Raw genomic sequence first — 23,373 nt, 5'->3', positions numbered from 1 at the left:
GAGAAGTACGCTTGGCCATGTGGTCGGGATCGCGATCCTCTGCGCGGTGCTCGGCGCCGTGTGCAGCGCGGTCGGCGCCGCGATGCAGCACGCCGGTGTCCGGGAGGTCGGCGACCTGACGTTGCGGCGCGCCCACCGCCTCCCCGGCAACCGGCGGTGGCTGACCGGCTTCTCGATCCTGTTCGTCGCCGCGATCCTGCAGGTGCTCGCGTGGACGTTCGCGCCGGTCACCGTCGTCGCACCCATAGCGGTGCTGTCGCTACCCATCATCACGGTGATCGACTTCGGGCGCTTCACGCCCAAGCTGGCGGGCGCGGTGTTCACGGCGACGCTGGGCGTCGCGGTGTTCGTGTGGATCGCGGCCGGGTCGGCGGTGCCGACGGACGTGCCGACCAACGTGGCGCTGCAGGCCAGTCAGCTGGTCGCGGCCGCGGTGTGCGTGTTCGGCGTGATCGCGACGTTCCAGAGCGGCACGATCCGCTGCCTCGCGTTCGCCGTCGGCGCCGGCGCCGCCTACGGGCTGGTCGCCGTGCTGGTGCGGGACGTGACGACCTCACTGCCGTCGATCGCGTGGAGCTCGCTGGCCGGAGTCGTCGTGGCTTTCCTGATCGGGGCGTGGTTCATCCAGCTCGGGTACACGGCGGGAGCCGCGGACCTCGTGGTGGCCGGGCAGACCGTGACCAACCCGATCGTCGCGTCGTGGATCGGGATGGTGCTGCTCGACGAGACGCAGGGCGCCGGTGCGTGGACCGAGGTCGCGCTCGTGACGAGCGCCGTGGTCGCCGTGACCGGGATCATCGCGCTGGCCCAGTTCCACCGGTCCAGAGTGGTCACATGAAGGTTGTTGTCACCGGCGGCCGCGGCCGCTTGGGCCGGCACGTGATGGCCGGACTGCCGGACGCGCGTGCGGTGTCCCGTGCCACCGGCACGGACCTGTTGAAGGGGACCGGGCTCGAGGCGCTGAAAGCCGACGTCGTCGTGCACTGCGCGACGTCGTTCCGCCGGGAGGTCAACCTGGCGCGGACGGTGCTGGCCGCACGGCCGGGACACCTCGTCTACGTGTCGATCGTCGGCGTCGACCAGGTGCCGCTGCCCTACTACCGGCAGAAACTGGCCGCCGAACGCCTGATCATCGACTCCGGCGTGCCGTGGACCATCCTGCGGGCCACCCAGTTCCACCCGCTGCTGCGCTCGATCTTCGAGGCCTCGGCGCGGTTGCCGCTGATGATGATCCCCGACTTCCGGTTCCAGCCCATCGATCCGGCCGAGGTCGCCGCCGTGCTGGCACGGCTGGCGCAGGGTGAACCGGCGGGCATGGCGCCGGAGATGGGCGGCCCGGAAGTGCACCGGGCCACCGATCTGGCTCGCCTGTTCCTGACGGCTTCCGGAAAGCGGCGCAAGGTCGTACCGCTCCGGCTGCCCGGCAAGACGTTCGCGGCCTACCGCGCGGGCGGCAACCTCACCCCACACCGCGCGGTGGGCCGGCGAACGTTCGAGCAGTACCTCAGCGAATAGAGGCCGGCCTCATGTCGGTCCAGTTCTCCTCGACGTAGGCCAGGCACGCCTCGCGGGTGTCGTCGCCGAACACCTTGGTCCAGCCCGCGGGCACCTCGGCGAACGACGGCCACAGCGAGTGCTGCTGCTCGTCGTTCACGAGCACGAAGAACCGGCCCTGCGGGTCCTCGAACGGGTTGGTCATGACTCGATCCTCCTGGTGATGGGAACTGCCGGGTCGGTGACGGCGGCACGCAGCAAGCCGAGCAGCTCGTCCGCGATGCCCCGCGCGGTCTGGTGGTCGAACACAGCGGCAGCGTGGATCAGGAAGCACGGTACCGGTTCGTCGCCGAACGGTTCGTAGAAGCTCAGGGTCAGGTCGGTGCCGGACGACCCGACCGGGACACCGTCGAGCGTCCCGATGCCACCCTCCAGCGCCTCGAGCTGAGCCTGCTCGTGGTGCACCACCATGATCTGCGGTGCGGGAATGCCGAGCGCGTCGAACGGCACGTCGGCGTGCGACAGCGCGGTCAGGTTGGTCTCGCGCACCCGCGACAGCAGCTCGGTGAAGCTCGGCGCTCCCCCGGTGTCGGTGCGCAGGACGACCGTGGTGAAGAACGTGCCGACCAGGTCGGCCAGCGCCTCCTCGGTGCGTCCCGCGACCAGCGTGCCGACCGGGACGTCGGTGCCGAAGCCGCGCCGGGTGAGCACGGCCGCGAGTGCTGCCTGCAGCACCATGAACATGCTCGTCCCGGTGTCGCGGGCCAGCTGGTCGACGGCCACGTGCAGCGCCGAGTCCAGTGCGAAGCCGACGACGCCCGCGGTGCGGTCCGATGTGGATGGACCGAACGGCGTGGGCAGCCCGCGCAGCGTCTGCCGCCAGAACGCCAGCTGTTCCTCACCGACCGACGCGAGCACCTCGTGCGCCCACAGCGCGTAGTCCGCGTAGTCCACGGGCAGCGGCGTGAAGGCGGGCTCCTGCCCCTCACGCCGTGCCGCGTAGGCGACCTGGAGGTCGCGGAACAACGGCACGACCGACCACTCGTCGACCACCGCGTAGTGCATGGTCAGCAGGATCGCCTGCTCGGTCGGCCCGACGAGCAGCCGGGCGCGCACCGGTGCGACCGACAGGTCGACCCGCTCGGCCGCGTACGCCGCCATCCGCGCGTCCAGGTCGTCGACCTGCACGATCTCCAGCCCCGGCGCGGGAACCGTCCGCGCCGACATCCCGTCGACGAACACCGTGCGCAGCGGCTCGTGCCGCTCGGCGACGTCAGCCCACGCCGCCGCCAGTGCGGCGACGTCGAAGCCTGTCGACCGCAACGCGAGCGCGTGGTCGTAGTACGGGTGCGCCTCGGCACGCGTCCACTGCCAGTGCTGCGCGGGCGACAGCGGCAGCGTCACCGGCCGTTCCGCCTTGCGCAGCAACGGACGCCGCGACCCGCCGGAACCGAGCCGCCCGGCCAGCGCCGCCACCGTCGGCGAGTCGAACACGTCGCGCAGCGCCAGATCGACGCCGAACGCCGCGCGCAGCTTGCCGACCAGGCGCATGGACGCCATGGAGTGGCCGCCCAGCGCGAAGAAGTTGTCGTGGACGCCGACCGACTCGAGGCCGAGGAGCTCCGCGAACAGCTCGGCGACGGCCTTCTGCTCGGGTGTGACCGGCTTGTCGTCACCCGCGAGGCGGGACCAGTCCGGCGCGGGCAGCGCCTTGCGGTCCAGCTTCCCGTTGGGCGTCAACGGAAGCGGCCCGTCCAGCTCGATCACCAGCGCCGGGACCATGTAGTCCGGCAGCTGCGCCGCCACGAACGCCCGGAGGTCCTCGTCCTCACCCACGACGTACGCGACGAGCCGCGTGATGTCGCGATCCCGGTCGGCGACGACGGCCGCCTGGGTGACCGCCGGGTGCCGGGCCAGCGCAGCCTCGATCTCGCCGAGCTCGATGCGGAAACCGCGGATCTTCACCTGGGTGTCGACCCGGCCGAGGAAGTCGAGGTTGCCGTCGGCCCGCCAGCGAGCCCGGTCACCTGTTCGGTACATCCGGCCGCCGTCGAAGGGATTCGCGACGAACCGCTCGGACGTGAGCGCGGGCTTGCCCATGTACCCACGGGCCAGACCGCGTCCACCGACGTACAGCTCGCCGACCACACCGGGCGGCACGGGACGCAGCCGCGCGTCCAGCACGTACACCGTGGTGTTCGGGTCCGGGATGCCGATGGGCACCGCGCTGTCCCACGCCGGATCCGCCTGCCACAACGTCGAGTTGACCGTGGCCTCGGTGAGCCCGTACGCGGCCAGCACGTTCATGTGGCCTGCCCACCGGCTGATCACGTCCGGCGGCACGGTCTCGGTGCCGACCAGGATCGTGCCGCCTTCGGGCAGCTCGCAGTCCGGTGGCAGCGCCGACACCAGCGACGGCGGCAGGATCATGTGCGTGATCCGCCGGTCGCGCAGGAAGTCCGTCAACGCGGGCCCCGCGACGCGCACCTCGTCCGGTGCGAACACGAGCCGTCCGCCGACGGTCAGCGCCATGGTCAGCTCGAACACCGCCACGTCGAAACCGACCGACGCGAACTGCAGCACCCGGCTGTCGGAGGTGAGCTTCATCCGGTCGATCGCGGTGGCGGCCAGCGACGCGATGCCGTCGTGCGGTACCACCACACCCTTGGGCCGCCCGGTCGAGCCGGACGTGTAGATCACGTACGCCGCGCTGCCCTGCCCGACCGGACCGCTGTCCACAGGGGACTCGTCGGTACCGAGCTCGGTCAGCGTGGTCTCGTCGACCACGAGCACCGCGCCGGAGTCCGCGACCATGTAGTCGATCCGGTCCCGCGGGTGCGCCGAGTCGAGCGGCAGGTACGCGGCGCCGAGCTTCAGCGCGGCGAGCACGGTCGCGACCATCTCGACCGACTTCGGCACCGCGATGCCGACGACGCTCTCCCGCTGAACTCCCTTGCCGGCCAACAGGTGCGCGACCCGGTTCGACAGCAGGTCGAGCGACCGGTAGTCGATCGACCGGGCCCGGTCGACGACCGCGACGGAGTCGGGGAACCGCTCGACGCACGAGGCGAACAGCTCCGGGAACGTCTTCTCCTCGACCGCGCGGCGCGTGTCGTTGAACTCCTCCAGCACGCGCTGCCGTTCGTCGTCGGCGAGCAGGTCGACGTCGCTGATCGGCGCGTCCGGGTCGGCGACCACGGCCGCCAGCAGCAGGTTCAGCCGCTCCCCCAGCCGTTCGACCGTGACGGCGTCGAACAGGTCGGTCGCGTACTCCAGCCGGCAGGAGATCCGGTCGGTGGAGTCGGTGAAGCTGAACACCAGGTCGAACTTGGCGGTCCGCGTCTCGACGTCGCGCGCCTCCAGGTCGAGCCCGGCGAACGAGGTCCACTCGCCGGACCGGCTGTGGTAGCCGACCATCACCTGGAACAGCGGGTTGCGCGCCAGCGAGCGGGTCGGGTTGATCCGCTCGACGACCGACTCGAACGGCACGTCCGAGTTCGAGAACGCGGCCAGCGCGTGGTCCTTCACCCGGCCGACCAGCTCGGTGAACGACGGGTCGCCCGAGACGTCGTTGCGCAGCACCAGCGTGTTGACGAAGAAGCCGACCAGGTCGTCGAGCGCCGAGTCCGTGCGGCCCGCGATCGGCGCGCCCAGCGGGATGTCCTCACCGGCGCCCATCCGGTGCAGCAGCGCGGCCACCGCGGCCTGCAGCACCATGAACATCGACGCGCCACCGGTGAGCTCGCGCAGGCCCGCGACCACGTCCGCGGCGAGCTCCACCGTCACGTCCGCGCCGTGGAACGTCGGCCGCGCCGGGCGTGGCCGGTCGACCGGCAGCTCCAGCTCCTCCGGCGCGCCCGCCAGCGCCCGCTGCCAGTGGTCCAGCTGCTGGGAACCGACCTGCGCCAGCAGGAGGTCCTGCCACACCGTGTAGTCCGCGTACTGGACCGTCAGCGGCTCCCACACCGGTACCGCCCCGGAAACCCGCGCGAGGTAGGCGTCTTCGAGGTCGCGCAGGAACGGCACGTCCGACCACTCGTCGGTGGTGATGTGGTGCAGCACGATCGCGACCAGGTGGCCGCCGTCGACAGGCGTCACCACCGCCCGCAGCGGCAGCTCGGTGCCGAGCTCGAACGGGCGCTCGACCGCGTCGAACACCTCCTGCTCGGACTCCACCACCTCGACGACCGGCTCCGCGCCGGCCAGCACGCGCTGGAACGGCACGCCCTCGCGTTCACCGAAGACCGTGCGCAGCGCCTCGTGCCGCCCGGCCACGTCCGCCAGTGCCAGCGTGAAAGCATCGACCGAGAAGTCGCCGCGCAACGTGAACACCAGCGGGAAGTTGTACGCCGACGACGTGCCTTCCATCTGCTGGATGAGCCACAACCGCTGCTGCGCGGCGGACAGCGGCAGCTCCTCCGGCCGTTCGACCGGCACGAGGCGGGGGCGCGCCGGACCGGTGCCGCGCAACGCCAGCTCGGCGGGCGTCGGCGCCTCGAACAGGTCGCGGATCGCCAGCTCGGCACCCAGCGCCGTGCGGGCCCTGCCGACCAGCCTGGTCGCGAGCAGCGAGTGGCCGCCGAGGTCGAAGAAGTTGTCGTCCGGCCCGGCCGACGCGACGCCGAGCACCTCGGCGAACAGGCCGCACAGCACCCGTTCCTGCTCGGTGGACGGCTCCCGGCCCGCACCCACCGCGATCTCGGGCTTGGGCAGCGCGGTCACGTCGAGCTTGCCGTTGACGGTCAGCGGGATCGCGTCCACCGGCATGATCACCCTGGGGACCATGTAGTCCGGCAGCCGCGTCTTCAGCTCGTCCCGCAGCTCAGCGGTGTCCACATCGGACACCACGTACGCGACGAGTCGCTTGTCCCGCAGGACGACCGCGGCCTGCGCGACGTCCGGGCGGACCATCAGGGCGCTGGAGATCTCGCCCAGCTCGACCCGGTAGCCGCGGATCTTCACCTGGTCGTCGGTGCGGCCGAGGAAGTCCAGGATGCCGTCCGGGCGTGCGCAGACGAGGTCGCCGGTGCGGTACATCCGGCCGCCCGGCTCACCGAACGGGTCGGCGACGAAGCGTTCCGCCGTGAGCCCGAACCGCTCGTGATAACCGCGCGCCAGGCCTACACCGGCGATGTACAGCTCACCGGGCGTGCCCGGCGCGGCGGGACGCAGGTGCGCGTCCAGCACGTACGCACGGGTGTTCCAGATCGCCCTGCCGACAGCGGGAGTCCTGCTGTCGTCGGTCGACGCGCCCAGTGTGTTGATCGTGTACTCGGTCGGGCCGTAGAGGTTGTAGCCGTAGGTGCCTTCGGTGTCGCGCAGCCGCGACCACACCGTGTCCGACACGGCCTCGCCGCCGAGCAGCACCACCGGCGGCACGTGCCCGTCGAGCAGCCCTTCCTCGATGAGCAGCTGCGCGTAGGTCGGCGTCACGTTGACGACGTCGATCTCGTGCGCGTCGCAGTACGCGACCAGCGCCTCGGCGTCGCGCCGCAGCTCCTCGTCGCACACGTGCACCTCGTGGCCTTCCACCAGCCACAGCAGCTCTTCCCACGACATGTCGAACGCGAACGACACGGTGTGCGCGATGCGCAGCCGCCTGCCGCCCGCCTTCGCGATGGCCGGGGCGAAGATCTCCTGCTGGTGGTTGAGGTGCATGTTCGTCAGGCCGCGGTACGGCGTGACGACGCCCTTCGGCCTGCCGGTCGAGCCGGACGTGTAGATCACGTACGCCGGGTGCTCCAGCGAGAACCGCACCTCGACCGGGTCGCTCGGGAAGTCGATCTCGGTGGTGTCCAGGCACACCGCGTCGTCCACGAGCCCCACCGTCGAGGTCGACAGCACGCACAGCGGACCGGTGTCGGAGATCATCAACCGCAGCCGGTCGAACGGGTGGTCCAGGTCGAGCGGCAGGTACGCGGCACCCGTGCGCAGCACCGCGAACAGCGCCACGACCATCTCGACCGAACGCGGCAACGCCAGCGCCACGACCTTCTCCGGGCCTGCACCGCGAGCGATCAGGAAGCGGGCGAGCCGGTTGATCCGCGCGTCCAGCTCGGCGTAGGTGAGCACCAGGTCGCCGAACACCAGCGCGGTCGCGTCCGGAGTGCGGGCCACCTGGTCGGCGAGCAGGTCCGCGATCGTGCGGTCCGGCAACGGGTTCGCCGAGGCGTCCCACTGCGCGGCGAGCTGCTCGCGTTCGTCGCCCGGCACCACGTCAAGGGTGCCGACGCTCGCGTCCAGGTCCGCGACCAGCCGTTCGAGCGCGGTCGTGTAGCGGTCCATGAGCGCGGTGACGGTGTCAGCGGTCACGAGGTCGGGCCGCGACGCGATGGTGATCCTGGTCCGCTCCCCCGGCGTGACGATCAGCGTCAGCGGGAAGTGCGTGCCGTCCACGTTGGACAGTCCGGTGATGCCGAACCGCTTGGTCAGCTCGGCGAGCCGGTCGTCGCCGTCGGCGGTGCGCAGCACGAACAGCGTGTCGAACAACGTGCGGTGGCCGGACTCGCGTTGCACCTCACCGAGACCGAGGTACTCGTGCGGCATCAGCTCCGTGCGCTCGTCCTGGGTGCGCCGCAACAGCTCCACCACCGACTCGCGCGGGTTCAGCGCGAGCCTGGTCGGGATGGTGTTGAGGAACATGCCGATGACGTTCTCGACGTCGTCGACCTCGACCGGGCGGCCGGCGATCGCGGTGCCGAACACCACGTCCGTGCGGCCGACCGCGCTGGCGAGCACGAAGCCCCACGCCGCGCTGTAGACGGCGTTCGCGGTGAGCCCGTGCTTGCGGGTCTCCTCGCGCACGCGGTCGGTGAGCTCGGCCGGGAGCTCGGTGTGGCGCTCGTCCGGGATGACGGGTTCACCGGAGCGGTCGACCGTCGCGACGAGCGTCGGCTCGGCCAGTCGGGACAACGCCCTGCGCCACGCCGCACGCGCCGCGTCGAAGTCCTGGCGGCCCAACCACGACAGGTAGTCGCGGTACGAGCCGGGCGTGCGCAGCTCGGTCTCGCCCTGGTAGAGCCCGAACAGCTGCTCGAAGAACAGCCACGCCGACCAGCCGTCCCACAGGATCAGGTGGTGCGTGACGACGAGCTGGTCGTGGTCGGGGAGGTGCACCAGGATGAACCGGCACAGCGGCGGGTTCGCCAGGTCGAAGCGGTGCCTGCGGTCCGCGGCGAGCAGCTCGGCCAGCTCGTCGGGGTGGTCGCGGAGGTCCACCTCGCGCAGCGGGATCTCCAGGTCGTCCGCGATGACCTGCATCGGCTCGCTCGTGAAACCCGCGCGGAGGCTGGGGTTGCGCTCCAGCAGCGCCCGGCCCGCCGCACGCAGCCGGTCGGCGTCGATCCGCCCGGCGAAGTCGACGGTCTCCTGCGACTGGTAGACGTCCAGCTCGGTCGTGTCGAAGCTGGAGTGGAAGTACAGGCCCTCCTGCAGCGGAGACAACGGCCAGAGCTTCTCGTCGATCTCCTGGTCGTCCACATCGGACCGGTCGACCGGCACGTGCGCGGCCAGTGCCGCGGGCGTGCGCAGCGCGAAGACGTCGCGCGGGGTGATCTCCAGCCCGGCGCGCCGGGCGCGGGTGGAGACGGCGATCGACGTGATGCTGTCGCCGCCGAGCACGAAGAAGTCGTCGTCCGCGCCGATCTCCGGCAGCCCGAGCACCTCCCGGACGATCCCGCACAGCAGGCGCTCGCGTTCGGTCGCCGGTGCCCGGCCGGCGGTCACGGCGGCCGCCGGTGAGGGCAGTGCGTTCTGGTCGAGCTTGCCGCTCGGGCTGAGCGGGAAGTCGTCCAGCGCGAGCACGTGCGTCGGCACCATCGCGGCGGGCAGTGCCTCGGTGAGTGCTGCCAGCAGTTCGGCGGTGTCGAGCGTGCTCGGCGTGACGTAGCCGAGCAGCTGGTTGGACCGCGCGATCACGGCCGCGCGGGCGACACCGGGCAGCTGGGCGAGCGCGGCCTCGATCTCGCCGAGCTCCACGCGGTTGCCGCGCACCTTGACCTGACGGTCCGTCCGTCCCAGGTAGACGATCTGACCGTCTTCGCGGCGCAGGACCAGGTCGCCGGTGCGATACATGCGCCCACCGTCGAACGGGTTCGCGACGAACCGTTCAGCGGTGAGTCCCGGCCGCGCGTGGTAGCCGCGGGCGAGCTGCACACCCCCGAGGTACAGCTCGCCCGGCACACCGGCGGGCACCGGACGGAGGAAGGCGTCCAGCACGTGCAGCCGGGTGTTCCAGACCGGCGCACCGATCGGCACGGCGATCTCGCGCCCGCCGTCGTACCGGTGGTACGTGACGTCGACCGCGGCCTCGGTCGGCCCGTACAGGTTGTGCAGCGGCACGGCCGTCAGCTCGTACCAGCGGCCTGCCACGTCACCGGTCAGCGCCTCACCGCTGCTGAAGATCCGCCGCAGGCTGGCCGACCAGCTCGCGTCCTCCCCCACGACCTCCAGGAACGCACCCAGCATCGACGGCACGAAGTGCAGCGTGGTAACGCCCGCGGTCTTGATCAGCTCGGCCAGGTAGGCCGGATCGCGGTGGCCTTCCGGCTTCGCGAACACGATCGACGCACCCTCGCACAGAGCCCAGAAGAACTCCCACACCGAGACGTCGAAGCTCGACGGCGTCTTCTGCAGCACCCGGTCGTCGGCGGTGAGCCCGTACTCGTGCTGCATCCACGCGAGCCGGTTCACGATCGCCCGGTGCGTCACCACAACGCCCTTGGGACGTCCGGTCGACCCGGACGTGTAGATCAGGTACGCGGGGTGGTCCGGTTGCGCCGCAACCACTTCGGAGTCGGGTACTTCTTCGGCGACGCCGATCCGGACAGGTGTCACGCCGTCCGGCAGCTCGACGTCGCCCGCGGTGACGACGATCTTCGCGCCGGAGTCCGCGAGCATGAACGCCAGCCGGTCGGCCGGGTAGTCCAGGTCCAGCGGCAGGTAGGCGGCGCCGGACTTGAGCACACCCAGCAGCGCGACCTCGAGCTCGACGGAGCGCGGCACGGCGACCGCGATCACCTGCTCGGGGCCCGCGCCCCGTGCGCGCAGACTGCGGGCGAGTTGCTCGGCCCGCTGGTCCAGCTCGGCGTAGGTGACCTGCTCACCCTCGTACGTGACCGCCGTGGCGTCCGGGGTGCGCTTCGTCTGCGCGGCGATGCGGCTGACCAGCGTGCCTTCCGGCACGGCGACGTCGGTCGCGTTCAGCTCGCCCAGCCAGTTCTTCTCCTGCTGCGACACCAGGTCCAGACGCGCCACCGGGTGCTGGGGGTTCTCGATGAACGCCTCCAGCACGCGCACCAGGCGCGCACTCAGCTCCTCGGCGTCCTCGTCCGCGATCCGGTGCTTGAGGCGCAGCTCCAGGCACTCGCCCGGCAGCGCGACGAGCGCGAGCGGGTAGTGCACCGCATCATCGACCTGGACGGCCGTGATCTCCAGGCCGCCGGTGGTGATGGGTGCCTCGGGGAAGTTCTCGACCACGACGAGCGTGTCGAACAGGTCGCCCCCCGAATTTCGGTTCTGGGCCGCCTTTTGGATCTCCGCCAGACCGAGGTGCTGGTGCTCCAGCAGGTCGGCTTGCTCGTCCTGCAGGCGGCGCAGCACGTCGGTCAGGGTGTCGGTGCCGGTCCAGCGCTGCCGCACGGGGACCGTGTTGATGAACAGGCCCACCGCGGACTCGATGCCCGCGACCTCGGCGGGACGTCCGGCGACCGTGCTGCCGAACACGACGTCCGCGCGGCCTGTCATGCCGCCCAGCAGAAGACCCCACGCACCGTGCAGGACCGTGCCGAGGGTCAGGCCGAGCTGCCTCGCCCTGGTGGTCAGCGCCTTGGTCAGCTCCGGGGTGAGGGAGACGCTGTGCTGGCCGTGCCGGTCCCCCGGCTCGGGGACGAGGACGGTCGGCTCGTCGACGTCGGACAGCGCGGTGCGCCACGCGGTGCGCGCGGCGTCGCGGTCACGGGTGACGAGCCAGCGGAAGTAGTCCGTGCCCGCGGAGTCGGCGACAGCGACCCCACCGGCCAGCTCCTGCTGCAACAGGGCGACCGACCAGCCGTCGACCAGGATGTGGTGCAGCGTCAGCACCAGCCGCCGGTCCGTCTCCCCCAGCTTGATCAGGGCGGCGCGGATCAGCGGCGGCCGGGCGAGGTCGAAGCCCTTGGCGCGCTCAGCCTCGAGCCCGGCGTCGAGCTCGCCGTCGTACTCGGTCCACGGCAGCTCGGCCGCCCCCGGCACCACCTGCACGATCCGGCCGTCGTCGCTCTGCCGGAACCCGGCCCGCAACAACGGATGCCGGTCCAGCAGCCCCTGCACGGCCGCGCGCACCTCGGCGACATCCACCGTCGCGCCGAGCGTGAGCACCTCCTGCACGACGTACGAGTCGTCCTCGTCGAACTGCGCGTGGAAGTAGAACCCTTCCTGCAGCGGCGAAACCGGCAGCACCTCACCGGCGTCCCCGAACAGGGCGACCAGCGCGGGGTCGACCAGTTCGACCTCGCCGGCCGCGGCGACAGGAGCACCGGCGACAGCGGCCAACCCGGCGACCGTCCGGAGCGTGAACACCTCGCGCGGCGTGATCACCAGACCGGCTTGGTGCGCCCGCCCAACGAGCTGCATGGCGACGATGCTGTCGCCACCCAGCTCGAAGAAGCTGTCGTGGATGCCGACGGCGTCGAGCTTCAGCACGTCGGCGAACAGGCCGGCCAGCGTGCGCTCGGTGTCGTTGGTGGGCGGGGCGTCACCCGCGGTCGCGGTCCAGTCCGGGGCGGGCAGCGCCTTGCGGTCGAGCTTTCCGTTGGGCGTCAGCGGAAGCGGGCCGTCGACGCGCACGACCACCGACGGGACCATGTACTCCGGCAACGACCTGGCGACGTGCGCGCGGGCCGTGCCCGTGTCAGCCGAGCCGACGACGTACGCGACGAGCCGCTTGGCGCGACGGTGGTCCGCCAGCACCACCACGGCGGCCTGCGAGATGTCCGGGTGCGCCATCAGGACGCTCTCGACCTCCCCGGGCTCGATGCGGAAACCGCGGATCTTGACCTGGCCGTCGGCGCGGCCGAGGAAGTCGAGGTCGCCGTCCTCGCGCCAGCGCGCGCGGTCACCGGTGCGGTACATGCGCTCACCGGCGCCGCCGAACGGGTCGGCGACGAACCGCTCAGCCGTGAGCGCGTGCCTGCCGAGGTAGCCGCGAGCGAGTCCGCGACCGGCGACGTACAGCTCGCCCTCGACGCCGACCGGCACCGGGCGCAGCGCGGAGTCCAGCACGTAGCACCGGGTGTTGGGGTCCGGCACGCCGATGGGAACGGCTTCGGTCCAGTCCGGCGAAGCGCGCCACAGCGTCGAGTTGACCGTGGCCTCGGTGAGCCCGTACGCGGCCACGACGCGCATGCGACGCGCCCAGCGCGCGATCAACTCGGTCGGGACGGTCTCGGTGCCGACGACCAGCACCGCGCCCTCGGGCAGCTCGCACTCCGGCGGCAGCGCCGCCACCAGCGACGGCGGCAGGATCATGTGCGTGGCGTCGTGCGCGTTGATGTAGTCGGTGAGCGCGGCACCGGCGACCCGGCGTTCGGACGGCACGACGATCGCGGTGCCACCGACGCACAGGGACATCACCAGGTCCCACACCGTCACGTCGAAACCGACGGACGCGAACTGCACGACGCGGCTCTCCGGCGTGATGCCGATGCGGTCGGTCGCCGTGGCGACCAGGCTGCCGATGCCCTCGTGCGTCACGACGACGCCCTTGGGCTGGCCGGTCGACCCCGACGTGTAGATCACGTACGCCGCGTGGTGAACACCCCCTGGGCCCTCCACATCGGACGACTCGAACTCGCTGGGGTCGTTGTCCCGCAGGAACTCCTCGTCGATCACCAGCTGCGCGCCCGCGTCGGTCAGCATGAACTCGACGCGGTCGGCCGGGTGGTCGAGGTCGAGCGGCAGGTAGGCGGCGCCCGCCTTCATCACGCCCAGCAACGCGACCACGAGGTCGATCGACCGCGGCAGCGCGACGCCGACGACGTCCTCCTGCCGCACACCCCGAGAGTGCAGCAGACGGGCCAGCCGGTTCGCCGCCGCGTTCAGCTCGGCGTAGGTGAGACTCTTCTCCTCGCACACCACGGCCGTCTTGTCCGGATGTGCGGCGGCCTGACGTTCGAACGCGCCGGTCCAGCTGACCTCGTCGACGATGCGCGACGCGGTGCCGAACTCGTCGAGCACCAGCTCCTTCTCGGACTCCGTCGCGAGGTCGATCAGCCCGACCGAGCGGTCGGGGTGTTCCTTCATCGCGGCCAGCACGGCGCGGAAGCGGCGGTCGTGCTCGGCGAGGTCGCGCGGCGAGCACAGCCGCGCGTTCGCCTCGAACTCCAGCACCAGCACGCCGTCCGGCATCTCCAGCACGGACAGCGAGAGGTCGTTGACGGGACCGAGCGACAACGTGTTCGGCACGACCGCCAGGTCGCCGAAGTGGATGTAGCTGTCGACGCGCACGTAGTTGAGCGTGGGGCCGACGAGCTGCGGAATGCCGTCGGCGACGCCGAGGTCGCGGGCGATGTCCTCGCCGCGGTACCGGCTGTGCCGCACGAGCGCGCGAACCTGGTCGTTCACCTGGGGAACCAGCTCGGCCGGCGTCGTGCCGGGCCGCACGGTGAGCCGCAGCGGCAGCACGGTCGAGCACATGCCGGGCGTCGTGACCGTCGCCTCGTCGAGCCGCGAGGTGACCGGGAGACCGAGCACGAGGTCGGTGGCACCGGAGACCCGGTGCAGGTACACGGCCATCGCGGCGATCACCTGACGGGACGCGCGGTGGTGGCCGGGCACCTCGACCCGGCGGCGCACGACCTCACGGGCCTGGCCGGAGGACCGTTCGACGAGCCGCACCGGCTCGGGGTGGTCGGCGAGCAGGTCGAGCCAGTAGGCCCGGTCGTCGTCGTGCAGGTGCGACGTGCGGTACATCTGGTCGTGCTCGACGAGCGCGGAGACCGGGCGGTCGACGTGCTCACCGCCGCACGCGCTGTACAGCTCGGCGGCGCGCGCGACGAGCATCAGGTTGCCGCGCGCGTCCATCACGAGGTGGTGGTAGCGCTGGAACCACAGCACGCGGTCGTCGGCGAGCCGGATGATCATCTGGTGGAACACCGGGCGGCCGATGGTGTCCAGGTCCGCCCACATGAGCTCGTCCGCCGCACTGTCCGGATCGGACTCACCGCGCAGGTCGAGCAGCGTGAACGGGCACGTCGGGGGAACCGGGATCTGCACCGGAACGCCGTCGTGCTCGGCGAACTCGACGTGCAGGCTGCCGGTCTCGAGAACGGCCTGGCACACCGACTTCTCCAGCAGCGCGAGGTCGACGTCGCCGCGCAGTTCGAGGCACCACGCGATGTTGTAGACCGGGTTCTCCGGCTCGATCTGCTGGGCCAGCCAGATCCCCGTCTGCGCACCGGTGAGAGGCAGAGCGTGGGAACCACCGAACATCACAACGACTGCCTTCCGCGAGACTACGACAGGGCTCGGACATGGCTGCGGGGACGCACGGAGGCGTCCCCGCTACCACTTCACAACTGCTACTTGATCGCTTCGAGCTTCGGCACCACGTTGTCGAGCGCGTAGGGGATGCTCAGCACCGTGTTGAACGACATGGCGGCACCGACGGGCGGGTCCTGGTAGGTCAGGTACAGAACGTGGTCGTCCTTCACCACGTTCGTGCGCTTGTACAGCTCCTGGCCCTTGATCCCCTCGACCACCTGCGGGCTGCTCATCAGCCAGACGAGGCGGTCCGCCTCCAGCACGTCCAGCTTCTCGTAGCTGTAGTCGACGACGTTCGACTTGCCGACTTCCTTCTTGATGCTCTCCGGCAGCTTGAAGCCGAGGTCCAGCATGAACTTCATCTTCGGGTCGTGGTCCGCGAAGACCGCGAAGTTGCCCGCCTGGAACGAGTCGGCCACGAGAGCCGTCTTGCCTGCCCACTCGGGGTGCTTGTCGCGGACGGCCTTGAACTTGCCGTCCATCTCGGCGATGAGCCTGTCCATCTCGGCGGAGCGGCCGAGCGCCTTGGCCGTCAGCTTGGCCATCTCCTGCATCGGGGCGCCGTAGTCCTCGAAGCCGGGGACCTGCGCGACGACCGGAGCGATCTGCGACAGCGTGTCGTACTGCTCCTTCTTGATGCCGGAGTAGTGCGCCAGGATCAGGTCCGGCTTCAGCGACGCGATCTTCTCGACGTTGTACTCGTCGCGCTCGCCGACGATCTCCGGCGGCGTGTCACCGAGCTTGCCGGCCAGCCACGGCCAGTTGCCCCACGGGCGCTCCTTGAACCAGTCGATGACGCCGACCGGCTTGACGCCGAGCGCCACCACGGCGTCGTGGTCCGACAGGCCGAGGGTGACGACCCGCTTCGGCTCGGACTTGATCTCGGTCTTGCCGAGCTTGTGCTCGACGGTGACCGGGAAAGCACCGGTCTGCGCGGTCGTGTTGCCACCAGGCTGGGCACTGCTGCCCCCACCGCACGCAGCCAGCGCCATCGCGGCGGCCAGCGAGACCGCCACGATCGGCAGCCCTCTCATCCGAGACATCGTCTTCCCTTCAGCGACGGACCCAAAGAGTTAGGTAAACCTAACCGAATTGAGGGCACCCTAACCCACGCTGACGGCGATGCGCGACTGCGGAACGGTCACAGCTGCGCCGTGATCAAGAATTGAGCCCAAGATCTCACCCACGCGCACCGCGGTGTTCGACAAGAGCGAGGACGTGATGCCGTGCGTGTGTTCCGTGCCGCCCTGCAGGTAGATGCCGCACCGCAGGTCAGGCGACGTGACGACGCGGTAGTCGCGGTCGATCTTCAGTCGCGTGTCGGCGTCGCGGCGACAATGTTCGGCGAGACTTCCCAGCAACCTGACCGGATTCGCCGGACGGTAACCGGTCGAATACACAACGACATCGGCTTCGACATTCCGCCGGCTGCCGTCGGCGAGCGATTCGACCGTCGCGCTGACCTTCGCGCCGTCGTCGGCGACATCGACGAGCCTGGACGTGTTGTAGAGCCGCAACCGCTGGCGGTTCAGCACCTTCTCGCGGTAGACGCGCCGGTACAGCTCCTGGATGAGATCGAGGTCGACCACCGCGAAGTTCGTGTTCCCGTGGTACGCCATCAGCTTGCGCTTGACGTCCTCGGGCGCGGAGTAGAAGTCGTCGACGGCCGCGGGGTCGAAGATGCGGTTCGCGAACGAGCTGTCGTCGGCCGGGCTGTAGCCGTAGCGGGCGAACACACCGCACACCTCGGCCGCGGGGAAGCGGTCGTGCAGGAACGCGGTCACCTCGGCCGCGCTCTGGCCGGCGCCGACGACGACGAATCGTTGCGGGTCGTTCACCTGCTCGACGCGGTGCAGCAGTTCCCGGTTGTGCCAGATCCGTTCGCCGGTCTCGATTCCCTCCGGCAGGTTCGGCTCGAGTCCCGTCGCCATCACGAGATTGCGCGCCACCGTCACCTGGCCGTCGTTCGTGGTGACCTCGAATACGTCACCGTCACTTGTGACCTGAACCACTTCCGTGCCGTAGGACACGAGGTGCGCGACCTTTTCCGCCGCCCACTCGAAGTAGTCGTGGAACTCCACGCGCAGCGGGAAGAGGTTCTTGTGGTTGACGAAGTCGATCAGCCTGCCCCGGTCGCGCAGGTAGCAGAGGAAGCTGAACTCGCTGCGCGGGTTGCGGAGTGTGACGAGGTCCTTGAGGAACGAGACCTGCATCGTGGCATCCTCGAGCAGCATGCCCCGGTGCCACCCGAATGCGGGCTGCTTCTCGAAGAACCGCGCGGTGACAGGCCGTTCGTGCTCGTGAACGGCGATCGCCAGCGCGAGGTTGGACGGACCGAAACCAATTCCGACGAGGTCGTGCACGGGCTCAGACGGCATGGCTGTTCGACTCCTCGGGGTCAGTTGTAAAGTAACCCTAACTTAACTAAGGCACGCCTTAGCTAGTGCATTCGGACGTGATCTACACCGCCCCAGGAGGTGGACGAACGTGCTGTGGCGTGCGATCGCCGGCCAATGGCGTTGTGTCAGCGCGGCTTCCGCGCTCGGCGCGATGCACCAGACAGGAGAGGCACTCGTCCCGGTACTGATCGGCGTGATCATCGACGAGGCGGTGGCCACCGGCGACGCGGGCGCGCTGGCGCGGTTGGTCGCGGTGCTGATCGGACTGTTCGTGGTGCTGTCGCTGAGCTTCCGGTTCTCCCTGCGGCTCGGCGAACGCGGATCCGAGCGGGCCTCACATGCGATTCGGATGGAGCTGACCGCGCGCGTCCTGCACAGCGGTGGCGGTGCGGAGAACGGGCGGCTGTCCGGTGAGCTGGCCAGCATCGCGACCGGTGACGCGAAGCGCGTCGGCTCGGTGAACCTGGCGCTGCCGATCGCGTTCGCCGCGGTCGTCGGGCTGGTCGTCGGCGCGGTCGCGCTGCTGCGGGTGTCCGTGCCGCTCGGCCTGCTGATCCTCGTCGTGGCACCGCTGATGCTGGTGCTCGCGCACCTGCTCGGCAAGCCGCTGGAACGGCGCAGCGAGGCCGAGCAGGACCGCGCCGCGCAGGCGTCCGGCATCGCAGCGGACCTGGTGAGCGGGCTGCGGGCGTTGAAGGGCATCGGCGCCGAGTCGACCGCCGCGTCCCGCTACCACCTCACCAGCCAGGGCTCGCTGGTCGCGGCCGTGCGCGCCGCGCGGGCGCAGTCGTTGCTCGAAGGCTCCGTGCTGACGCTGACCGGGTTGTTCCTGGCACTGATCGCACTGGTCGGCGGCAAGCTGGCCGTGCAGGGCGACATCACCGTCGGTCAGCTCGTGGCGGCCGTCGGGCTCGCGCAGTTCCTGTTGTGGCCGTTGACCATCTTCTCGTGGGTGAACGGCTTGTTCGCGCAGGGCAGGGCTTCCGCGAAGCGGGTGACCGAGGTCCTCTCGGCCCCGTACGCGGTTCCGCCCGCTGCTGGCTCGCTGCCGTCCGACGTGCGCGGGCACCTGCGGTTGTCCGGCGTGAGCTCGGACTCGTTGCGGTCACTGGATCTCGAGGTGCGGCCGGGCGAGCTGCTCGGTGTCGTGGCACCGGATCCGGCGGACGCCGCCGCGCTGCTGCGGCTGCTGGGCCGCGAGGTCGACCCCACGGCCGGGTCCGTCGAGCTGGACGGCGTGTGCGTGTCCACTGTGGACGTGTCCTCGTTGCGCGGCTCGGTGGTGGTCGCCGCGCACGACGCCGATCTGTTCGAGGGAACCGTGGCGTCCAACGTGGTCGGTGACGTCGACGGCGCGCTGGACGCGTCCGCGTTGACGCTGCCGCTGGAGACGCCGGTGTCCGAACGCGGCCGGTCGCTGTCCGGCGGGCAGCGGCAACGCGTCGCTCTCGCACGGGCTTTGGCGCTGGCACCACCGGTGCTGGTGCTGCACGACCCGTCGACCGCGGTGGACGCGGTCACCGAGGTGTCGCTCGCCGCGGGCATCCGGGAGATGCGCCGGGATAGGACGACGATCGTCGTCGCCTCCTCCCCCGCGCTGCTGGGTGCCGCGGACCGCGTGGTGCTGCTGTCGGACGGCCGGTTCGTCGCGTCCGGCACGCACTCGGACCTGGTCCGCGACCACGAGACGTACCGCGCAGCGGTGCTGAGCTGAGGGGATCCCTGTGACTCGCGAACTGCTCCCGATCGCGTCGGGCGCACGAACCTGGGCCGTGCTGCGCTCGCTGGCGCCCGTGAAGCTGACGCTGCTGGCGTTCGGCGTGCTGGTGGCCGGAACCGGCGCGGGCATGGTCGCGCCGCCGGTGCTCGGTCACGTGGTCGACCTGGTCACCGCGCGCCGCGACGAGTTCCTGCTGCCGGTGGCGGTGCTGGTGGTCGTCGCACTGCTGCAAGGTGGTCTCACCGCGCTCGGCATCTCACTGGTGGCGAAGGTCGGCGAGGGCGTGCTGGCGGAATTGCGCGAACGCTTCGTCACGAGGGTGTTGCGGCTGCCGCTGGAACAGGTCGAGAAGGCCGGTGCCGGCGACCTGACGTCCCGCGTGACCCGTGACGTGCAGGTGGTCGCGGACGCCGTGCGCATCGCGTTGCCGACGATGGCGCGCGCGTCGCTGACGATCGTGCTCACCCTGGTCGGGCTGCTGGTGCTGGACTGGCGGTTCCTGCTGGCCGCGCTGCTCGCCGCGCCGATCCAGGCGTACACGGTGCGCTGGTACGGCGGCCGCGCGATGAAGGTCTACACGGCGCAGCGCACGGCCGTCGGCGAGCAGCAGCAACAACTGCTCGACACCATCGGCGGCGCGTCGACCGTCCGCGCGTTCCGGCTCGGCGAGGACCACCTGTCCCGCGTGCGCACGCGTTCCGAGGCCGCGGTGTCGTTGACGCTGCGCGGGATCAAGCTGCTCAGCCAGTTCTACGGCCGCCTGAACGTGGCCGAGGTCGTCGGGCTCGTCGGCGTGCTGGTGACCGGTTTCATCCTGGTGGGCAACGGTTCCGCCACGCTGGGCACGGCCACCGCGGCCGCGTTGTACTTCCACAGCCTGTTCAACCCGATCAACCAGGCGCTGGCGCTGGCCGACGACGTGCAGTCCGCGACCGCGAGCCTGTCGCGCATCGTCGGCGTGGTCGACTGCCCGGTCCCGGACCGCGGCACGTTCGACGGCGTCGCGGACGGCTCGGTGAAGGTGTCCGGCGTCGGCCACTCGTACGTCACCGGCAGGCCCGTGCTGTCCGATGTGGACATCGACCTGTCGCCCGGCGAGCGGGTGGCGCTGGTCGGCGCTTCCGGCGCGGGCAAGACGACACTGGCGAAGCTGATCGCCGGCGTGCACACGCCGTCGGCCGGAACCGTCGACGTGGGCGGCGATCCGCGCGACTCGGTGGCGCTGATCTCGCAGGAGGTGCACGTGTTCGCCGGTCCGCTGATCGACGACCTGCGCCTGGCCCGCCCGTCCGCCTCGGTCGACGAGGTCGAGGCCGCGCTGGCACGGGTGGACGCGCTGGCGTGGGCGTCCGCGCTGCCGTCCGGACTCTCGACCGTGGTCGGCGAGGGCGGTCACCGGCTGACCGTCGCCCAGGCCCAGCAGCTCGCGTTGGCGCGGTTGGTGCTCGCCGACCGCCCGGTCGCGATCCTCGACGAGGCCACCGCCGACGCGGGCAGCGCGGGCGCCCGCGCCCTGGAGGCCGCCGCTTCGTCGGCTCTGGAGGGCCGGACCGGCCTGCTGGTGGCACACCGCCTGACGCAGGCCGAGTCCGCCGACCGCGTGGTCGTGCTGGAGGACGGCCGCGTCGTCGAGTCGGGCACGCACGCCGACCTGCTCGCGGCGGGCGGCAAGTACGCGACGCTGTGGGCTGCCTGGTCGGGTTCGCGCTGATTCAGGCACTCTCGTACTCATGATCGATGCGAAGACGCTGCTGCACGACGACCTGCGCTGGATACGCGAGGCGATGCTCTCGAAGATCGACGGGCTCGGTGAGTACGACGCCCGTCGCCCGCTGACCCGCACCGGCACCAACCTGCTCGGCCTGATCAAGCACCTGGCGACCTCGGAGGCGAGGTACTTCGGCGAGGTCTTCGGGCGTCCGTTCCCCGAACCCCTGTTCCATTGGGACGACGTGGCCGCGCGCCGCGCCGACAACTGGGCGGCCGAGCACGAGACGCGCGCCGAGATCGTCGACCGCTACCGGCGCGCGTGCGACCACGCCGACGCGACGATCAACGCACTCGACATCGACGCTCCCGGCCACGTGCCGTGGTGGCCGCGCCCCGACGTGACGCTGTTCAACGTCCTGGTCCACCTGCTCACCGAGACCAACCGGCACGCCGGGCACGCCGACATCCTGCGCGAACAGATCGACGGTGCGGTGAGCGTGGACGCGGCGGGCCGGGACGCGGCCTACTGGGAGAACCGGCGCGCGGAGATCGAGCGGGCCGCCAGGGCGGCCGGGGCCTGACCGCACGCGACTGTCAGACCCCTCTGCGATGCTCGGGCCATGGTGCACATCCCGGAGGAGAACTACGCCCAGACCGTCACCGACGACACGCGCCCGCCGGTGCCGTACACGGGGTCCGAACGCGACCTGCTGATCGCGTTCCTCGACCACCACCGGCAGACGTTCGAGCTGAAGTGCCGCGGCCTCGACCAGGCGCAGATGTCGACGATGGCGGTGCCGCCGTCCGGCCTGTCGCTGCACGGCCTGTTGCGGCACCTCGCGGGCACGGAGCAGTGGTGGTTCAGCACGCAGTTCCTCGGTTCCGACGAACCGATGATCTACTACTCCGACGACGACCCGGACCAGGACTTCGAGCACCTCGACGGGCCCGTCGAGGAGGCCTGGGCGGCGTGGCACGAGCAGGTGGCCCGCTCCCGAGAGATCGTGGCCGCCGCGTCGCTCGACGACGAAGGCACCGTGCTCAGGCACGACCTGCCGGTGTCGCTGCGCCGGATCATGATCCACATGATCGTCGAGTACGCCCGTCACAACGGCCATGCGGACCTGCTGCGCGAGCGGATCGACGGGGCCACCGGCATGTAAAACCGGAATGTAACAGTGCTGTTAGAATTCTCGGTGTGCTGATCGACCTGGCTCCGCTGCGCGTCCGCGCCTTCCGCCGCCTGTGGATCGGCCGCACGATCTCCGGCCTGGGTGGCCAGATGGCACTGGTCGCGGTGATGTTCCAGGTGTGGCAGTCGACCGGGAGCACCGTGTGGACCGGCGCGGTCGGTCTGGCGCAGGCGGTGCCGCTGATCGCGTTCGGTCTGTTCGCCGGGTCGCTGGTCGATCGCGTCGACCGCCGCCGCTTCTACCTGTTGACGACGACGGGCCAGGCCGTGTGCGCGGTTCTGCTGGCGGTGCAGGGGTTTCTCGGCTCCCCGCCCGCCGTGGTGCTGGTGATGGTCGCCGCGCAGTCGTGTTTCGTGGCGGGAGGCGGACCGGCCGCCAGGACGTTCGTCAGCGCGCTGCTCCCCCGCGAGCAGCTGGCGGCCGGGCTCGCGCTGAACCGGATCGCGTTCCAGGGCGCGATGCTGGCAGGCCCCGCCGCGGGTGGCCTGGTCGTGGGGTGGGTCGGCGTCGGCGGCTGCTACCTGATCGACGCGGCCACGTTCGCGGTCGCCCTGTACGGCGCGTTCCGGTTGCCGGAGCTGCGGCCGTCCGGCGCACCCGCGCGGCCCGGACTGCACGGGGTACTGGACGGCCTGGCGTTCATGGCCCGCAACCCCGTGGTGCGCGGTGCGTTGCTGACGGACCTCGCCGCCACCGTGCTGTCGATGCCGATCAGCCTGTTCCCGCTGATCAACGCCGAGCGGTTCGGCAACGACCCGCGCACGCTCGGGTTGTTCCTGTCCGCCATCGCCGTGGGCGGCGTGGTGGCGTCCTTCTTCTCCGGAGCGTTCACCAGCGGGACTCGTCCTGGGCTGGTGATGCTGGCCGGTTCGGCTCTGTGGGGCGTGTCCCTGGCCTTGTTCGGGTTGTCGTCGAACCCCTGGGCCGGGCTCGGGTTTCTCGTCGTGGCCGGGGCCGCCGACACCGTCGCCGTCGTGTCCAGGGGAACCCTGGTCCAGTTGCACACGCCGGATTCGTTGCTGGGGCGGGTTTCCGCCGCCGAGCAGATCGTGGGACAGGCCGGACCGGATCTCGGCAACCTGCGTGGCGGGCTGGTGGCCGGGCTGTCCTCCGGCGGTTTCGCACTGGTCAGCGGCGGGGTGTTGTGCGTGGCCGCCGTCGCCGCGGTCGGGATGGGTGTTCGGGGTTTCGCGCGGCCTTCTCCCTTCCCGAAGCCTCCGCGGTCAGCGCGGTCACCGTGGCCGCGTTGAGCCCGGCACCTTCTCCGCGTTCGGATTCGTTCGGGATCCGCCAGTACGGCCCCTCGGCATCGGAGTGTTGCCGGCATGCCCGCAACAGC

General features: G+C 70.7%; 11 protein-coding genes. 7 read left to right on the top strand and 4 right to left on the bottom strand.

The window, feature by feature from the left end:
- The first annotated feature begins 19 nt into the window (after positions 1 to 19).
- Together FKR81_RS33260 and FKR81_RS33255 are read left to right on the top strand one after the other, a co-directional pair.
- A complete protein-coding gene (locus FKR81_RS33260; protein ID WP_146358169.1) occupies positions 20 to 838 on the top strand; it encodes a DMT family protein in 819 nt (272 codons plus the stop codon).
- On the top strand, positions 835 to 1,515 hold the full coding sequence (locus tag FKR81_RS33255) for an SDR family oxidoreductase (protein ID WP_146358167.1): 681 nt from the start codon (positions 835 to 837) through the stop codon (positions 1,513 to 1,515). The genes FKR81_RS33260 and FKR81_RS33255 overlap by 4 nt, the downstream gene beginning before the upstream one ends.
- Here FKR81_RS33255 and FKR81_RS33250 read toward each other — a convergent pair.
- The 4 genes from FKR81_RS33250 to FKR81_RS33235 form a co-directional block, all read right to left on the bottom strand.
- The gene (locus FKR81_RS33250) at positions 1,505 to 1,699 is read right to left on the bottom strand and encodes an MbtH family protein (protein WP_146358165.1); all 195 of its coding nucleotides are present in this window, start codon (positions 1,697 to 1,699) and stop codon (positions 1,505 to 1,507) included. The two genes, FKR81_RS33255 and FKR81_RS33250, sit on opposite strands and share 11 nt — an antisense overlap.
- Positions 1,696 to 14,961 carry a non-ribosomal peptide synthetase gene (locus FKR81_RS33245; protein ID WP_146358163.1) on the bottom strand — a complete coding sequence of 4,422 codons (13,266 nt, stop codon included), beginning with the start codon at positions 14,959 to 14,961 and terminating at the stop codon, positions 1,696 to 1,698. Before FKR81_RS33245 ends, FKR81_RS33250 begins: the two co-directional genes overlap by 4 nt.
- A gap of 89 nt (positions 14,962 to 15,050) precedes the next feature.
- Entirely contained in the window at positions 15,051 to 16,046 is a 996-nt protein-coding gene (locus FKR81_RS33240; protein WP_222598482.1) for an iron-siderophore ABC transporter substrate-binding protein, read from the bottom strand.
- Between the two features lie 69 nt (positions 16,047 to 16,115).
- Positions 16,116 to 17,390: a lysine N(6)-hydroxylase/L-ornithine N(5)-oxygenase family protein gene (locus tag FKR81_RS33235; RefSeq protein ID WP_146358161.1), complete on the bottom strand. Its 1,275-nt coding sequence runs from the start codon at positions 17,388 to 17,390 to the stop codon at positions 16,116 to 16,118.
- 109 nt (positions 17,391 to 17,499) lie between these two features.
- Here FKR81_RS33235 and FKR81_RS33230 point away from each other — a divergent pair, with 109 nt between their 5' ends.
- From FKR81_RS33230 to FKR81_RS33210, 5 genes are read left to right on the top strand one after another with little or no spacing between them, the layout of a single operon-like run.
- On the top strand, positions 17,500 to 19,125 hold the full coding sequence (locus tag FKR81_RS33230; RefSeq protein WP_407936562.1) for an ABC transporter ATP-binding protein: 1,626 nt from the start codon (positions 17,500 to 17,502) through the stop codon (positions 19,123 to 19,125).
- A 10-nt stretch (positions 19,126 to 19,135) separates the two neighbouring features.
- Positions 19,136 to 20,842 carry an ABC transporter ATP-binding protein gene (locus FKR81_RS33225; protein ID WP_146358159.1) on the top strand — a complete coding sequence of 569 codons (1,707 nt, stop codon included), beginning with the start codon at positions 19,136 to 19,138 and terminating at the stop codon, positions 20,840 to 20,842.
- Positions 20,843 to 20,861: 19 nt separating this feature from the next.
- Positions 20,862 to 21,422 carry a DinB family protein gene (locus tag FKR81_RS33220; RefSeq protein ID WP_146358157.1) on the top strand — a complete coding sequence of 187 codons (561 nt, stop codon included), beginning with the start codon at positions 20,862 to 20,864 and terminating at the stop codon, positions 21,420 to 21,422.
- Between the two features lie 39 nt (positions 21,423 to 21,461).
- Entirely contained in the window at positions 21,462 to 22,004 is a 543-nt protein-coding gene (locus FKR81_RS33215) for a DinB family protein (protein WP_146358155.1), read from the top strand.
- 35 nt (positions 22,005 to 22,039) lie between these two features.
- Positions 22,040 to 23,284 carry an MFS transporter gene (locus tag FKR81_RS33210; protein WP_235921922.1) on the top strand — a complete coding sequence of 415 codons (1,245 nt, stop codon included), beginning with the start codon at positions 22,040 to 22,042 and terminating at the stop codon, positions 23,282 to 23,284.
- Positions 23,285 to 23,373: the final 89 nt, after the last annotated feature.

This window comes from Lentzea tibetensis (assembly GCF_007845675.1).
Classification (GTDB): Bacteria; Actinomycetota; Actinomycetes; order Mycobacteriales; family Pseudonocardiaceae; genus Lentzea; species Lentzea tibetensis.
The sequence above is the reverse complement of the archived record's forward strand: the minus strand, read 5'-3'. Positions and strand labels throughout refer to the sequence as shown.